Annotated in this window: 13 protein-coding genes; 5 read left to right on the forward strand and 8 right to left on the reverse strand. The window is 63.3% G+C overall.

The genetic code is table 11. The features are described from left to right. The first annotated feature begins 222 nt into the window (after positions 1-222). On the forward strand, positions 223-642 hold the full coding sequence (gene mscL / locus ACYG9Z_RS18475) for a large conductance mechanosensitive channel protein MscL (RefSeq protein ID WP_023681933.1): 420 nt from the start codon (positions 223-225) through the stop codon (positions 640-642). 158 nt (positions 643-800) lie between these two features. Then, complete coding sequence (locus ACYG9Z_RS18480) at positions 801-1,967, forward strand: pyridoxal phosphate-dependent aminotransferase (protein WP_023681932.1); 1,167 nt, start codon at positions 801-803, stop codon at positions 1,965-1,967. 18 nt (positions 1,968-1,985) lie between these two features. Here ACYG9Z_RS18480 and hemA read toward each other — a convergent pair whose 3' ends face one another. Beyond that, positions 1,986-3,263: a 5-aminolevulinate synthase gene (hemA, locus tag ACYG9Z_RS18485; RefSeq protein WP_023751961.1), complete on the reverse strand. Its 1,278-nt coding sequence runs from the start codon at positions 3,261-3,263 to the stop codon at positions 1,986-1,988. A 279-nt stretch (positions 3,264-3,542) separates the two neighbouring features. Between hemA and galE the strand changes: the two genes are divergently transcribed. The 3 genes from galE to ACYG9Z_RS18500 all read left to right on the forward strand — a co-directional run bounded on the left by galE (position 3,543) and on the right by ACYG9Z_RS18500 (position 7,716). Further along, positions 3,543-4,538 carry a UDP-glucose 4-epimerase GalE gene (galE, locus tag ACYG9Z_RS18490; RefSeq protein ID WP_023696679.1) on the forward strand — a complete coding sequence of 332 codons (996 nt, stop codon included), beginning with the start codon at positions 3,543-3,545 and terminating at the stop codon, positions 4,536-4,538. A gap of 97 nt (positions 4,539-4,635) precedes the next feature. Beyond that, positions 4,636-5,886 (forward strand): D-amino acid dehydrogenase, encoded by a 1,251-nt coding sequence (locus tag ACYG9Z_RS18495; protein WP_023669653.1) that lies wholly within the window; start codon positions 4,636-4,638, stop codon positions 5,884-5,886. Between the two features lie 3 nt (positions 5,887-5,889). Continuing rightward, on the forward strand, positions 5,890-7,716 hold the full coding sequence (locus ACYG9Z_RS18500; RefSeq protein WP_023751962.1) for an alanine racemase: 1,827 nt from the start codon (positions 5,890-5,892) through the stop codon (positions 7,714-7,716). On the opposite strand, the gene ACYG9Z_RS18505 is transcribed toward ACYG9Z_RS18500, so the two are convergent. From ACYG9Z_RS18505 to ACYG9Z_RS18535, 7 genes are all read right to left on the reverse strand, one after another. Then, positions 7,717-9,093: an FGGY-family carbohydrate kinase gene (locus ACYG9Z_RS18505; protein WP_023740724.1), complete on the reverse strand. Its 1,377-nt coding sequence runs from the start codon at positions 9,091-9,093 to the stop codon at positions 7,717-7,719. It abuts the gene before it with no gap. Continuing rightward, positions 9,090-9,407 (reverse strand): L-rhamnose mutarotase, encoded by a 318-nt coding sequence (rhaM, locus tag ACYG9Z_RS18510; RefSeq protein ID WP_023681927.1) that lies wholly within the window; start codon positions 9,405-9,407, stop codon positions 9,090-9,092. Before rhaM ends, ACYG9Z_RS18505 begins: the two co-directional genes overlap by 4 nt. Further along, positions 9,407-10,402, reverse strand: a complete 996-nt coding sequence (locus ACYG9Z_RS18515) for an ABC transporter permease (RefSeq protein ID WP_023699530.1) — start codon at positions 10,400-10,402, stop codon at positions 9,407-9,409. The genes rhaM and ACYG9Z_RS18515 overlap by 1 nt, the downstream gene beginning before the upstream one ends. Further along, positions 10,399-11,376, reverse strand: coding sequence for an ABC transporter permease (locus ACYG9Z_RS18520; RefSeq protein ID WP_023696673.1), 978 nt, complete (start codon positions 11,374-11,376; stop codon positions 10,399-10,401). The genes ACYG9Z_RS18515 and ACYG9Z_RS18520 overlap by 4 nt, the downstream gene beginning before the upstream one ends. Continuing rightward, positions 11,373-12,914, reverse strand: a complete 1,542-nt coding sequence (locus ACYG9Z_RS18525; RefSeq protein WP_352459166.1) for a sugar ABC transporter ATP-binding protein — start codon at positions 12,912-12,914, stop codon at positions 11,373-11,375. Before ACYG9Z_RS18525 ends, ACYG9Z_RS18520 begins: the two co-directional genes overlap by 4 nt. Positions 12,915-12,998: 84 nt before the next feature. Continuing rightward, the gene (rhaS, locus tag ACYG9Z_RS18530; protein WP_023669661.1) at positions 12,999-13,994 is read right to left on the reverse strand and encodes a rhamnose ABC transporter substrate-binding protein; all 996 of its coding nucleotides are present in this window, start codon (positions 13,992-13,994) and stop codon (positions 12,999-13,001) included. A 48-nt stretch (positions 13,995-14,042) separates the two neighbouring features. Further along, positions 14,043-14,846 carry a DeoR/GlpR family DNA-binding transcription regulator gene (locus ACYG9Z_RS18535; RefSeq protein ID WP_023751964.1) on the reverse strand — a complete coding sequence of 268 codons (804 nt, stop codon included), beginning with the start codon at positions 14,844-14,846 and terminating at the stop codon, positions 14,043-14,045. Between the last annotated feature and the right edge of the window lie 33 nt (positions 14,847-14,879).

A 14,879-nucleotide genomic window follows, 5' to 3' on the forward strand; every position in this document is an offset into this window, starting at 1 on the left:
ACCCCGGCCTGCCCAGAGGCAATCACAGCTCTAAGGTCAAGTCCATCGCGGCTTTCGGCGCATGGTCGCGACGCTGCCCTGTCGAACCGTGAACCAAGGTAAGGAGAAAGCGGTGTTTTCCAGCTTTTGCTTCTGTTGCAACCGCAGGTTTTTGTTATGGTGCGCACGGGCCGACGCCGGAGGGACGGCGGCAGCGCGGTCCGTCATGACAAGGAGGGTCGAATGCTGAAAGAATTCCAGGAATTCATTTCCAAAGGAAATGTGATGGACCTTGCGGTCGGCGTCATCATCGGCGCGGCCTTCAGCAAGATCGTCGATTCTCTTGTCAACGACATCATCATGCCTTTCATCGGCGCACTTGGTGGCGTCGACTTTTCCAACTACTTCATAGGCCTCTCATCAACAGTGCATTCGACCAATCTTGCCGACGCGCGTAAGGAAGGCGCGGTGTTCGCCTACGGCAATTTTATCACCGTGGCGCTGAATTTCGTCATCCTGGCTTTCATCATCTTCCTGATGGTCAAGGCCGTGAACAACATGCGCAAGCGGCTCGAGCGGGAGAAGCCGGCCGCACCTGCGGCTCCGCCACCGGCCGACGTCGCTTTGCTCACCGAAATTCGCGATCTCCTCGCCAGGAAATAGATAAGGCCAGATTTCTGGACCAAAACCCCGGTCGTTCGCGGCCGGGGTTTTCTGTTGCCGCATCTGCTAAGAGCATCCGCCAATGCATGTCGCCCACAAGTGCGCAGCGGTTCTGGATAATGACATGCATCAAAGCAGACATCAAAACGGACCTGTTCATGACCCTGATCGATAGCTTGCGCGCCGAAGCGGTGGCCGCCCCCGAAAGCGGCATTGTCGCCGTCGTCAATTACGGCCGTTCGCGCGAGGGCATGATCCCGCTCTGGGCCGGTGAAGGCGATTTGCCGACGCCTGCCTTCATTTCGGAAGCCGCCGCCAAGGGGCTCGCCAATGGCGAGACATTCTATACCTGGCAGAAAGGCATTCCGGAGTTGAGGCAAGCGCTTTCTCGCTACTATGCCAGGCATTTCGGCAAGAGCTTCGCCGAAGAGGAATTCATCGCCACCGGTTCCGGCATGCATGCCATTCAGTTGGCATTAGCCGCGGTCGCCGGCAGCGGCGACGAGGTGGTCTATCTCTCCCCGGCCTGGCCGAATTTCGCCGCCGCCGCCGGTATTTCCGGCGCTACCCCGGTTGCGGTCACGCTCGACCAGTCGGGCAATGGCTGGTCCTGCGATGTCGACAAGATTGCGGCTGCGGTGACGCCGCGCACCAAGGCGCTGTTCGTCAACACGCCATCGAACCCCACCGGCTGGACGGCCGATAAGGAAACGCTGCAGGCGATCCTGAATCTCGCCCGCCAAAAGGGCCTGTGGATCATCGCCGACGAGATCTATTCGCTGTTCCACTACGGCCACGGCCGTGCGCCGTCCTTCCTCGACATTTCGACCGCGGAAGACCGCATCCTGTTCGTCAACTCCTTTTCCAAGAACTGGGCGATGACCGGCTGGCGCGTCGGCTGGATCAAGACCCATCCCGAGCTGCAGCAGGTGTTCGAGAACCTGATCCAGTATTCGACCTCAGGCGTCGCCCAGTTCATGCAGCGCGGCGCCGTCGCGGCGCTGGACCACGGTGATGCCTTCATCGTCGAGCAGGTGGAGCGCGCCAGGAAAGCGCGCGACCTGGTCTGCGATATTCTCGGCGCAACCGGCAAAGCGCGCTTCACCGTGCCGCAAGGCGCGTTCTATTTGTTTTTCACGGTCGACGGCATCACCGATCCGCACCGGGCTGCTTTCGACATCGTCGACAAGGCCAATGTCGGCCTGGCGCCGGGCACCGCCTTCGGCCCTGGCGGAGAGGCGTTTTTGCGCCTGTGCTTCCACCGCCGCCTCGACCAGCTCGAGGAAGCGGCACATCGCTTGGCGGGATGGATGAGGACGGTTTGAGATAAATGGGCGGCGGCTTCAGCCGCCCGACTTCGGCACCAGCAGCGGCACAATCCGGTCGCTCTTGGTGACAGTGGGCCGCCCTGCGGAGCCATAGGGAATGCCCAGCGCATCCCATGTCTCGACCAGCGCGTCCTGCAGTCCCGCAATCAGCGCATCGGTATGGAACGGCGTCGGCGTGATGCGCAGCCGCTCGGTGCCGCGCGGCACGGTCGGATAGTTGATCGGCTGGATGTAGATGCCGTGCACGCCGAGCAGACGGTCGCTGGCCATCTTGCAGAGTTCGGGGTCACCGACCAGCACCGGCACGATATGGGTCGGCGATTCCATCACCGGCAGGCCAGCTGCAGACAGAACCTCCTTGGTCCGCGACGCCTGGCGCTGTTGCGCATCGCGCTCGGCCTGCGAGCGCTTGAGGTGGCGGATGGACGTGGTGGCGGCGGCGGCGATCGCCGGCGGCAGCGCCGTGGTGAAGATGAAGCCCGGCGCATAGGAGCGCACCGCGTCGATGACGGCGCTGTTGCCGGCGATATAGCCGCCCAGCGCGCCGAACGCCTTGGCCAGCGTGCCTTCGATGATGTCGATGCGGTCGGCCAGCCCCTCGCGCTCGGTGATGCCGCCGCCGCGCGGTCCGTACATGCCGACGGCATGGACCTCGTCAATATAGGTCATGGCGTTGTAGCGTTCGGCCAGTTCGACGATCTGCTTGATCGGCGCGATGTCGCCATCCATCGAATAGACGCTCTCGAACACGATCAGCTTGGCGCGTTCGCGGCCCGCCACCTGCAGCAGGCTTTCGAGATGCGCGACGTCGTTGTGGCGGAAAATCCTCTTTTCGGCGCCCGAGCGCCGTACGCCTTCGATCATCGAGGCATGGTTCAACTCGTCCGAAATGATCAGGCAATTGGGCAAAAGCCGAGCAATGGTTGAGATCGAGGCCTCGTTGGAGACGAAGCCGGAGGTGAAGACCAGCGCCGCTTCCTTGTCGTGCAGGTCGGCCAGTTCCAGCTCGAGCTCGACGAGCGGGTTCGAGGTGCCGGAAATGTTGCGGGTGCCGCCGGCGCCCGAACCCATCTTGCCGGCTGCATTCTGGAACGCGGCAATGACATCGGGGTTCTGGCCCATGCCGAGATAGTCGTTGGAGCACCAGACGGTGATTTCCTCGGCGCGGCCGTTTGAACGCCAGATGGCGCGCGGAAACTTGCCGACAATGCGCTCGAGATCGGCGAAAACCCGGTAGCGCCGCTCGGCGTGGAGCTGGTCGATCGCTTCCTCGAAGAACCGCTGATAGTTCATGTCGCCTTCCCAGTTTTGCGCGGGATCATAATCGTTGGCCCATTCGTCGTCCACCGGGCCGTTTTGGTCAAAATGCCACGCCCCAAGCCTGTTCCTAACGATGCCAGATCGTGGCCTATTCCCTTGATGTGGATTAATTTTGTGTCCGTACGATGCCACAGGCCGGTGAGACTGTTACGGATTTAACATTCAGGCGTTTCTAATGGCCTTGCCGCAGGCTTTCCAGTAAGGCGGTGATTGAGACAGTTTCCGATAAATCATGAGTAAAAGAGGACGCGGATGACGGTTTTGGTAACGGGCGGCGCCGGCTATATCGGCAGCCACATGGTCTGGGAACTGCTGGATGCCGGCGAGAGCGTCGTCGTTCTCGACCGCCTTTCCACGGGCTTCGAATGGGCGGTAGCGCCGGAAGCCAAGCTTGTCGTCGGCGATGTCGCCGATAGGGAATTGGTCGGCCAGATCATCCGGGATAACAAGGTCGACGCGATCATCCACTTCGCCGGTTCCATCGTGGTGCCGGAATCGGTTGCCGATCCGCTCGCCTATTACGAGAACAACACCTCCAAGACGCGCACGCTGATCGAAACCGCGGTACGAGAGGGCGTGCCGCATTTCATCTTCTCCTCGACCGCCGCCGTCTATGGCGGCGCCGGCCTGGAGCCGGTGCACGAGGATGCCCGCCTGGCGCCGGAATCGCCCTACGGCCTGTCCAAGCTGATGAGCGAATGGATGCTGCGCGATGCAGCGCTTGCGCATCCCTTGCGCTACACGGCGCTTCGCTACTTCAACGTCGCCGGCGCCGATCCCAGGGGCCGGACGGGGCAGTCGACGCCTGGCGCCACGCATCTGATCAAGGTCGCCTGCGAGACCGCGCTCGGCAAACGCCCCTTCATGCAGGTGTTCGGGACCGATTATCCGACGCCGGACGGCACCTGCATGCGCGATTATATCCATGTCAGCGACCTGGCCGCGGCCCACCGGCTGGCGCTGCAGCGCCTGCGCGCCGGCGGCGGCAGCCTCGTCGCCAATTGCGGCTACAGCCACGGCTATTCGGTGCTCGAGGTCATCGACAGCGTGCGGCGCGCCTTCGGCCGGGATTTCGAGGTCAAGATGGGCGACCGGCGCCCCGGCGACGCCGCCGCCGTGGTTGCCAATTCGGACCTTGCACGCGCCGAACTCGGCTGGACCCCGCAACGCGACGACCTCGACCAGATCGTCGCCGATGCACTCGCCTGGGAGCGTATCCTCACCGGCAAGAACTCCGCGCGGGGCTGAGCCGGGCACTTCCGAGGGCTCGCAAGGCGCGCGGCGAAGCGCTATTGAAGCAATGGCGGTGCGGCGTGGAGGCGCTGTGCAGCGAAGAGGGGGTGGCATGAAGATAACGGTGCTTGGAGCCGGCGTTGTCGGTACCGCGGCCGCCTATTATCTGGCCGCCGACGGCCATGAGGTCACCGTGATCGAGCGCCATCCGGCGCCGGCGCGCGGCACCAGCCAGTCCAATGCCGGTCTGGTGTCGCCGGGCGACGCCACCGCCTGGGCCTCGCCGGCGGCGCTGAAGACCTTCCTGCGCGCTCTCTGGAACCATGATCTCGGCATCAAGGTCAGGCTGCGCTTCGATCCTTATTTCCTCGCCTGGAGCCTGCGTTTCCTGCGCCAGTGCACCGTGGCCCGGCTGCGCGCCAACAGCCAGGTCAAACTGCGCCTGGCGCTCTATTCGCGCGACTGCATCAACGCGCTCTCCGACGCCACCGGCATCCACTATGACGAGCGCAAGAAGGGCATTCTTTATTTCTTCCGCTCGCAGCACAGTCTCGACACCGGCACCGACAACTACCAGTTTCTGGCAAAGCATGGCCTGCCGATCGAGATCGTCGGCCGCGACCGGCTGGTCGAACTTGAGCCCGGGCTCGCCGGAGTGAAGGAAAAGATCGCCGGCGGCGTTTATTCGCCAATCGACCAGACCGGCGATTCCAGGATATTCGTCGATGGGCTGGCCGCCTATGCCGCCGAAAAGCTCGGCGTCAGATTCCTGTTCGACACCACGGTCGAGGGGCTCGACATAGAGGGCGACTGGGTGCGTGCGGTCATGACGTCGGCCGGCCCGGTGACGGGCGACGCCGTCGTCATCGCCATGGGCCCCGAGAGCGGCCTGATCGGCCGCCGCTACGGTATCGATCTGCCCGTCTATCCGGTTAAAGGCTATAGCGCGACCATCCCGCTGGAGGACGAGAGCAAGGGACCGACCATGGGCGGCGCCGACGAGGACCGGCTGGTTGGTTACTCCAGGCTCGGAAACCGCCTGCGCATGTCCTCGACAGCCGAGTTCACCGGCTTCGACCGCAGCTTCAAGCCCAGCGACTTCAAGTCTATGCTGAGCACCGGCAAAGACCTTTTCCCTGGCGCTTTCGACGAGAAGAAGGCGCTGTTGTGGGCAGGTCTGCGGCCGATGATGCCCAACTCGGTGCCGGTCATCGGCAAGGCGAAATACAAGAACCTTTACCTCGACACCGGCCACGGCCATGTCGGCTGGACCATGGCCTGCGGCTCGGGCAAGTTCCTGGCCGACCTCGTCGCCGGCCGCAAGCCGGAGATCGACCCGCAAGGGCTGGTCTACGGGAACTGAGCGATGTCGGGACCGCAAGTCGCTATCGACCTTGGCCGCATCGAGCGCAACGCCCGCACCATCGTCGAACGCTGCGCATTGTCTGATATCAAGGTATTCGGTGTCACCAAGGGCACATGCGGCATGCCGCAGGTGGCGCGGGCCATGCTGCGCGGCGGTGTTGCCGGCATCGCGGAATCGCGTTTTGAGAACATTCGGCGGCTGCGCGACAGCGGCATCAATGCGCCGGTCATGCTGCTGCGCAGCCCGCCCATGGCGCGCGTCGAGGAGGTCGTGCGCACCGTCGACATCAGCCTGCAGTCGGAACTGACCACCATCCGCGAGATATCGCGCATTGCCGAGCGCATGGGCCGCGTCCACGACATCATGCTGATGATCGATCTCGGCGATCTCCGCGAAGGCATCTGGCCAAGCGACCTGATCCCCACCGTCGAGCAGATCCTGGAATTCAAGGGCGTGCGCATCGCCGGCATCGGCACCAATCTCGGCTGCTTCGGCGCCATAATGCCGACGCCGGAGAACCTTGGCCAACTCGTCGCCCATGCCTACAAGACCGAGCGCCTGTCCGGCAAAAGCCTCGACTTCATTTCCGGCGGCGCCTCGTCGTCGCTGACGCTGCTGCTCGAAAGCAAGCTGCCGCCCGGCATCAACAATCTGCGCGTGGGCGAGGCGATCCTGCAAGGCGGTGTCGAAAGCTTTCGCGACGTGCCGTGGCCCGAACTCGAACCCGATGCCTGCCTGCTGACCAGCGACATCATCGAGGTCAAACTCAAGCCTTCGCGGCCGATCGGCACATCCGGCTACGACGCCTTCGGCAACCAGCCGGTCTTCGCCGACGAGGGCGACCGGCTGCGCGCCATCGCCAATATAGGCCGCGAGGACGTGCTGGTCGAAGGGCTGACGCCGATCGCCAAGGGGGTGAGGGTGCTCGGCGCTTCCAGCGACCATCTGCTGCTCGATGTGCAGGATGCCGATCCGCGACCTACCGTCGGCGACCGTGTCGCCTTCCGCATGAATTATGGCGCCATGCTTCTGGCGATGACCTCGGAATATGTCGAGAAGGCGCCGATGCACGACGTCGCGGATTTCTCCGGCCGCAAGATGGTGTCGATCTCGGCCGAACCGGAAGCCGGCGGGATTATCGCCCGCGAGGGAACCGGCGCGCGTCTGGAGGCGATGAATTTCGACGTGGTCGAACTCGCCGACGTCGAGCGGCCGCCCTCGGGCTTGATCCGGCTCGCTGCCGGCGCCGATCGCCGTATCGCCCACAAGGCGCTGACCGCAACGGCGCGCGCCACGCATTCCTTCGGCCTGATCTGGATCGATTCCCTCGCCGCCCTGATGCCCGAGGACGAGGAGGCCGAAGACATGCCTGAAGTCTCGGTGCTGGCCCGCGCGCTCGGTCTCGATCACAAGCCCGGCGCGCTGCAGCCGCAGCTGTCGCCGGAAAATATCGTCATCGTGGGCCTGCGCCATGCCGATCCGGCGGAGGCAAGGGTGCTCAAGGATTCGCGTGTCTCGGCCTTCACCATGACCGACATCGACGCCATGGGCATGCGCGACCTCATGCATGAGGCGATCCGCATCGCGACGTCGGGCACGCAGGGCTTTCACGTCAGCTATTCGCCGACGGCGACCGAATTTACCGGCTGGGCTGCGGGCTCGGGCGGGCTGACGGTGCGCGAGACGCATCAGGCAATGGAGGCGATCTCGCTGTCCGGCGGTCTGCTGTCGATGGATGTTTCCGGGCTGACCGCCGGTCTGGAGCCGCGGATCGGCGCCGACGCCGTCAACTTCGTCATGTCGGCCTTTGGGAAGCGGATTTTGTGATCAGCCTTGCGCGTCGACTGCCGCGCGCCACGCGGTGACATAGGCCGCCCAGACCGGGTCGGTCTGCGGCTCAATTCTTTCGCCCTTGCCGTGCGTCACTGGCTGATCGGATGCGAGCAGTGCCGCGCCGATGCTGGTGCCGGTGGCCGCCTCGGAGGCGATGACGATGCGCGCGGTCGCTGCCGCCAGCATGCCGACAAAGAGCCGGTTGCGAGCAAACGGTCCTTCCACGGTGGTCGGGCCGTCGGCGCCGATCAGCTCGAGGCAGGTCGCCGTCATCAGTGCCAGATAGAAGGAAATGGCGGCGAACCGCTCGCCTTTGCTGATGCCCTCGGCACCAAGCCATGCCGCGGCATGGTGCGGGAACGGACCTGATCCCTGCTGGGTAGAAGGCAAAAGCAGCATCTTTTTTGTCAGAACGGCCAGCACCTCGCTGCCGCTGCAGTCCTGCGGCTTGTCCTTGGTCAGCTGGGAAAACTCGCGGCCACCCATGAACCGCGCCGAGGGGACGGGAGCGCCAAGCGCGCTGACATTGACCAGCGTGTCGCGCGCAGCATCGAGCGCAATCTCTCTGCCGCCGACCGCCATCGATACCACCCAGGTGCCGGTCGAGACGACCGAGAAGGGCGGCTCGTCGGACAGAAGATGCGGCAATAGGGAGGCGTTGGAATCGTGCAGTCCGCAGAAAACCGGGGTCTGCGGATCGAGCCCGGTGCGCGCGGCAAGCGCCGGCAGGATCGGGCCGAGCTGGTCCCTGGCCGGCCGCACCGATGCCATCAGCCTGCGCCAATCCAGCCTGTCGACCATCGAGGAAAAGTCCGCCTCCCAAGGGCTCCACAGATCGGTGTGGCAGCCGAGCGAGGTCACCTCGTTGGCGGCAACGCCGGTCAGGCGCAGCGCCCAGTATTGCGGATACATCAGCATCGCGGCGGCCCTGGCGAATTCGGTGGGAAAACGCTTCTCAAGCCAGAAGAATTGCGCACCGAGATTGAGGCCGAGCGGCAGGCGCGGCGTCCCGGTCTCAATGAAGGGCGGACGGATCGCACTATACTCTGTAGCCAGCCTGTCGGGGCCGTCGAACTCATAGTCGAGGACAGGCAGCACCAGTTCGCCCGCGGCGTCGACCAGCACGCCGGTCGCACCATGCGTGGTGATCGAAATCGCGTCGATACGCTGTTCGCGGTCGAGGCTGGCAAGGCTGTTGAGGATAAACGTCCACAGCGCCTCGACATCGTGATGCGGATAGGGCGCTTGTCGCAGCGGCGCGTTCGCCATGCGGCGCAACCCCACCTCGCTCAGCGTGACGAGATCGACCAGCGCCACCTTGGCGTTGGTCTTGCCGATGTCGATGACGGCGATGTGGCGCAGCGCACTCATGCCATATGGAACATTGTTTCCAGGGGGATGGCCACCGGTTGGTTGTCCGGCCTGGTCTCCATGATGTCGGCCATGTGCGCCCACCAGCGCTGCATCACCGGATGCTTCGGCAGGTCGGCCATGCCATGGTCGTCCCGCCGCCACAGCACGCCGAACAGGATGTTGGTGTCTTCATCGAGATGGATCGAATAATCGGCGACGCCGGCCTCTCTCAGCAGCGCCACCAGCGACGGCCAGATCTCATCGTGGCGCTTTTTGTACTCGGCTTTCATGCCGGGTTTGAGCTGCATCTTGAAGGCGTATTTCTCAGGCATCAGCTGTTACCACGCAGCTGTCGCCAGACGATCGGCAGCGCGATGACGAAGATCAAGAGCAGGCCGATGAAGATCGACATGACGATGCCGGGCACGTTGAGCAGGCCGAGGCCGAAGGTCACCAGCCCCATGATAAAGGCGGCGAGCACGACGCCAACAATGCTGCCGGAGCCGCCCAGAATGCTGACGCCGCCCAGCACCACCATGGTGATGACCTCAAGCTCGTAGCCCTGCGCGATGGACGGCCGCGTCGAGCCGAGCCGCGAGGTGATCAGCACCGAGGCGATGCCCGCCATCAGTCCGGTCATGCAAAACAGGATGAATTTGATGCGGCCGACGCGAACGCCGGAAAACTGTGCCGCGACCGGATTGTTGCCGATGGCAAAGACACGGCGGCCGAAGCTGGTGCGATGCAGCAGGAACCAGTAGGCGACGGCCGCGAGGAGGAAGAGCACCAGTTCGAACGACACCACCCACCAGACGTAACCCTGGCCCAAGAAAGCAAAACTCTCGGGATAGCCTTTGTAGGCCTGATCGCCCAGGATGATGAAGGCGATGCCGCGAAACAGGCTCATCGTGCCGATGGTGACGACGATGGAGGGCAGGCCGAGCCTTGTCACCAGGAGCCCGTTGAAGGCGCCGCAACCGAGCCCGACGACGATGCCGATAGCCACCAGCACCGGCGTGTCGGCGCCGGCCTGCACAGCCATGCCCATCATGGTCGAGGCGAGCGCTATGATGGCGGCGACCGACAGGTCGATCTCGCCCGAAATGATCAGCAGCGCCATCGCGAAGGCGATCAGGCCTTTCTCGGTGAAATTGAAAGTCAGATCCGACAGGGAGTAGGCGTCGAGGAAATAGGGCGAGGCGAAACTGTTGATGGCGAAGATGGCGACCGCCACGACGACCAGCAGCGCCTCCCAGGAAAAGATCGCCGAGGAGAGCGGCTTGTCGAGCCGGTCGGGAATGTGGCGCGGGGCGGGGGTGTCGGTCATGCCGCTTCCGCTTTCCTCAGGATAATCCGCCCCTGCTGACGTTCGCCACGCGCGTTGAGCACGACGGCCAGGATGATGGCGCTGCCTGAAATCGCCATCTGCCAGAAGGGCGAGATGTTGATGACGGGCAGCGCGTTGGAAATGATGCCGAGGAACAGCGCCCCTAACACCGCGCCCCCGACCGAGCCGATGCCGCCGGCAATCGAAATGCCGCCGATGACGCAGGCGGCGATGATGTTGAGTTCATAGCCGTTGGCGACCTCGACCGAGGCGATGACATAACGAGAAATCCAGAGATAACCGGCGAGCCCGCCGATCATGCCGGAAATGCAGAAGACGATGAATTTGGTTCGGCCGACATCGATGCCGGCATAGACCGACGCCGTCGGGTTGACGCCGATGGCATAGATCGAACGGCCAAGCGCGGTTCGCGTCATCACCACGAAGAACAGCGCGATGACCAGTATGGCGATCCAGGACAGAACCGGAATGCCCAGGAAAGCTGCGCGCTGGAAGCCGATGAAGTCCGGGCTCATCTTGTCGGCATTGACCCAGGCGCCGCCGGAGAGGACGAAGGTGGCGCCGCGATAGATGGTGAGCGTGCCCAGCGTCACCACGATCGACGGAATGTTCAGCCGCCACACCAGCAGCCCGTTGATGGCGCCGAGCACCAGTCCGACGGCCAGCGCAATGACGATCAGCAGCGGGATAGGGATCGCCGGATTCGCGGCGTTCAGCATCGCCACCACCATGCCGGTGAAGCACAGGTTGGAGGCCATCGACAGGTCGATCGAGCGGGTCAGGATGACGACCATCTGTCCCAGCGCCAGGATCATCAGGATCGAGGTGTCGTTGAACACCTGGGCGAGATTGCCGGGGTCGGCAAAGGCCGGGAAACGCGTCGAGATCAGAGCAATCAAAACGACGATCGCCGCTGCCAGCCAGATCTCGCGGTATTTAAGGAGAGCCTTCATGCCGCGATCCCCGCTGCCGTCCGGACCAGCGTTTCGGCGTCCAGCCCCTTATTATCGTAGACCGCCGCAACCAGCCCTTCGCGCATGACGACGACGCGGTCGGACATGCCCAGAATCTCCGGCAGTTCCGACGACACCATGATCACCGACAGGCCCTGCGCGACGAGCTCGGCCATGAAGCCGTGCACGGCGGCCTTGGAGCCGATGTCGATGCCCTTGGTCGGCTCATCCAGGATGATCACCTTGGGCGCCGTCGCCAGCCATTTCGCGATGACGATCTTCTGTTGGTTGCCGCCCGACAGCGTGCCGACATCCTGGCTGAGCGAGGAGGCCCTGAGGTCAAGCCGCTCGGTGTAGGAGCGGGCGAGCGCGAATTCTTCCGACAATCGCAGCAGGCCGGATTTGGAGGTGCGCTTCAGCGAAGGCAGCGAGACGTTCTGGAAGATCGGCAGGCCGATCACCACGCCCTGCTTGCCGCGCTCTTCCGGCACATAGACGATGCCGGCTTCGATGGAATCCGCCGCCGATTTCGGCGTGATCGTCTTGCCTTCCAGCGTGATCGTTCCACCCGATATGCGGGTGATGCCCGATATCGCCTGCATCACCTCTGACCGCCCGGCGCCGACAAGGCCGTAGAAACCGAGGATCTCGCCCTTGTGCAGTTCGAAGCCGATGTCGTTGAATTCGGTCGGGTGCGAAAGGCCAGCGACCGACAGCACCGGCGCGCCGATCTCGGCGTTGCGTTGCGGAAAGATGTGATCGACCGAGCGGCCGACCATCATGCGCACGATCTGGCTCTGGCCGGCATCCTTGATAAGGCCCTCGCCAACCATCTCGCCGTCGCGGAACACGGTGTAGCGATCGGCGATCCGATAGATCTCGTCGAACTTGTGGCTGATGAACAGGATCGCCTTGCCTTCCTCCTTGAGGAATTCGATCAGCAGGAAAAGCTCCTCGATCTCCTTCATCGAAAGGGCTGCGGTCGGCTCATCCATGATGACGATCTGCGCATCGATCGACATCGCGCGAGCAACCGCTACCAGATGCTTGTTGGCGATGCCGAGGTCTTTCAGCCGCGCATCGGCGTCGATATGGCCGGCATGCATGGTGTCGAGCACTTCGCGCGCGTGTTTTCGCATGGTGCGCCAGTCGATGGTGCCTAGCCGCGTGCGCGGCGCATGGCCGAGAAAAATGTTTTCGGCGACGCTCAGATCGTCGAACAGCACGGTTTCCTGATGAATGGCAGTGACGCCGTGGCCGAAGGCGGCATGCGCGCTGGGCAGGGTGACGGCCTGGCCGTCAATGCTGATCGTGCCGGCGTCCGGCTGGTAGATGCCGGTCATGATCTTGACCAGCGTCGACTTGCCGGCGCCGTTTTCACCGATCAGCGCCGTAACCTGGCCGGGGTAAAGCGACAGGCTGACATTGTGCAGCGCGCGCACGCCGGGAAAGCTTTTGGAGACGCCGGACAGCGTCAGGCGCGGGGCAGGACCCGTGGGCTCCTCCTTCGCAATGCCGTGCTGGGCTGTCGTGTCCATATCCGTATCAAGCCCTGAAACAAGGTCCGTTTAAAGTCGCGGCGGGATTTTGGTCCCGCCGCGCTTGGTCCGAGACGTCCGAGATCAATAGATCTTGGAGAACTTTTCGATGTTGGACTTGTCGAACTGGAAGGGCGGAGCCATCGCAGCCGAGTTGCTGTCATCGAGCGTGACCTTGCCGACGCGGCCGATCGACAGCGTTGCGCCCGGCTTTGCCTCTTCCTTCTTCACCGCCAGATCATGAGCGAGGTAGACGGCGGAGTAGCCGAGGTCGATCGGATTCCAGAGGGCAACCGCCTGGCTGGAACCGTTGTCGATGAACTTCTTGAACTCCGACGGCAGCGCGAGACCGGTGACATTGACCTTGCCGATCAGGTTCGCGTCGGTGACGACCTGGGCAGCGGCAACGACGCCGACGGTGGTCGGCGCGATGATCGCCTTGAGGTTCGGATAGGATTTCAGCAGGCCCTTGGCTTCGTCGGTGCTCTTGGCCGAATCGTCATCGCCATAGACGGTGGCGACGAGTTTGATCTTGGGGAATTTCTCCGGCAGGATCTTCTTGGCCGCGTCGATCCAGGCGTTCTGGTTGGTCGCGGTCGACGAAGCCGACAGAATGGCGACTTCGCCGCCTTCCGGCAGATAGTCGGCGGCCAGCTTGATGATGGTCTCGCCGATCAGGCCGGTGTCGGACGGGTTGAGATGCAGCTGGCGGCCTTCCTTGGCGACGCCCGAATCCCACGAGATGACGGTGATGCCGCGCTCCATCGCCTTCTTCAGCACCGGCACCAGCGCGTCGGCGTCATTGGCCGAAATCGCAATGGCGTTGACCTTCTGCGCGATCAGCGAATTGACCACTTCGATCTGCGCTTCGGCGGTCGCCTTGGTCGGGCCGGTGTAGATGATATCGACATCGCCGAGTTCCTTGGCCGCCTCTTCGGCGCCCTTGTTGGCGGCGTCGAAGAAGCCGTTGCCGAGCGACTTCACCACCAGCGCGATCTTGACGTTCTCGGCATAGGCGGCATTCACGAACATGGCGGCCGAGAACGCGGCCGTCACCATCAATTTCTTCAGAAAGCTCATCGTATTTCCTCCCTTGAGCGTTGCATTCCATCGTCGCTGCGGTTGGCCTCAGGCCTGCAGCGAGGATTCTTCCTTTGCCGATCTGCGGGCGACGATCAGCGTCACACCCGCGGCCTCCAGCATGTTGGCTTCGCGATCCTCGATGCCGTCATCGGTGATGACGGCGGCGATGCGCTTCAGCCCGCACAGGATCAGGCTCGAGCGCTGGCGGAATTTCGATGAGTCGACCAGCACCACCAGTTCGTCGGCCTGGTCGATCAGTTTCTGCTCCGCCTGGATCAAAAGCGGATCGCCTTCCATCAGGCCAAGCGGCCCCAGCCCTTGAGCGCCCATGAACATGCGGCGCGCGTAGAAATTACGCGTCACGTCATTGTCGAAGGGCGAGAGGATGATGTTCTGCTCGCGGTAGATGGTGCCGCCCGACAGCATGACGGTGTTCTTCGAATGCTTGAGCAGGTGCTCGGCGATGGGGAACGAATTGGTGAAGATCGGCATGCGGCGCCCGGTCAGGAAATGCACCATCTGGAAGGTGGTGGTGCCGCCATTGATGATGATCGGTTCGCCGTCCTTGCACAGCTCCACCGCTTCGCGCGCAATCGCGCGCTTCTGCGAAGCATTGAGCGTTTCGTTGACGGAAAAGGGCCGGCCGGCGAGGCCGATGAACTGCGGTGGCGAGATCGCCTCGGCGCCGCCACGCACGCGACGCAGGCGCTTTTGCACATGAAGAGCCGCGATATCGCGCCGGATCGTCGCCTCGGAGGAGTCCGTCAGGTCGACCATCTCCTGCACCGTCACCACAGGCTTTTCCTGGACGGCGGACAGAATGATCCTGTGGCGCTCTTTTTCGTGCATGGTTCCTCCCTGCATGGCCATGAGGCACTAGAA

It is taken from the genome of Mesorhizobium sp. RSR380A (assembly GCF_054719385.1).

Bases quoted from the DNA above. Each gene is read 5' to 3' on its own strand.
- ACYG9Z_RS18480 (WP_023681932.1), top strand. From the start codon at position 801: ATGACCCTGATCGATAGCTTGCGCGCCGAAGCGGTGGCCGCCCCCGAA.
- ACYG9Z_RS18505 (WP_023740724.1), bottom strand. From the start codon at position 9,093: ATGAGTGCGCTGCGCCACATCGCCGTCATCGACATCGGCAAGACCAAC.
- ACYG9Z_RS18525 (WP_352459166.1), bottom strand. From the start codon at position 12,914: ATGGACACGACAGCCCAGCACGGCATTGCGAAGGAGGAGCCCACGGGT.
- ACYG9Z_RS18520 (WP_023696673.1), bottom strand. From the start codon at position 11,376: ATGAAGGCTCTCCTTAAATACCGCGAGATCTGGCTGGCAGCGGCGATC.
- galE (WP_023696679.1), top strand. From the start codon at position 3,543: ATGACGGTTTTGGTAACGGGCGGCGCCGGCTATATCGGCAGCCACATG.
- ACYG9Z_RS18515 (WP_023699530.1), bottom strand. From the start codon at position 10,402: ATGACCGACACCCCCGCCCCGCGCCACATTCCCGACCGGCTCGACAAG.
- ACYG9Z_RS18500 (WP_023751962.1), top strand. From the start codon at position 5,890: ATGTCGGGACCGCAAGTCGCTATCGACCTTGGCCGCATCGAGCGCAAC.
- rhaS (WP_023669661.1), bottom strand. From the start codon at position 13,994: ATGAGCTTTCTGAAGAAATTGATGGTGACGGCCGCGTTCTCGGCCGCC.
- mscL (WP_023681933.1), top strand. From the start codon at position 223: ATGCTGAAAGAATTCCAGGAATTCATTTCCAAAGGAAATGTGATGGAC.
- hemA (WP_023751961.1), bottom strand. From the start codon at position 3,263: ATGAACTATCAGCGGTTCTTCGAGGAAGCGATCGACCAGCTCCACGCC.
- ACYG9Z_RS18535 (WP_023751964.1), bottom strand. From the start codon at position 14,846: ATGCACGAAAAAGAGCGCCACAGGATCATTCTGTCCGCCGTCCAGGAA.
- rhaM (WP_023681927.1), bottom strand. From the start codon at position 9,407: ATGCCTGAGAAATACGCCTTCAAGATGCAGCTCAAACCCGGCATGAAA.
- ACYG9Z_RS18495 (WP_023669653.1), top strand. From the start codon at position 4,636: ATGAAGATAACGGTGCTTGGAGCCGGCGTTGTCGGTACCGCGGCCGCC.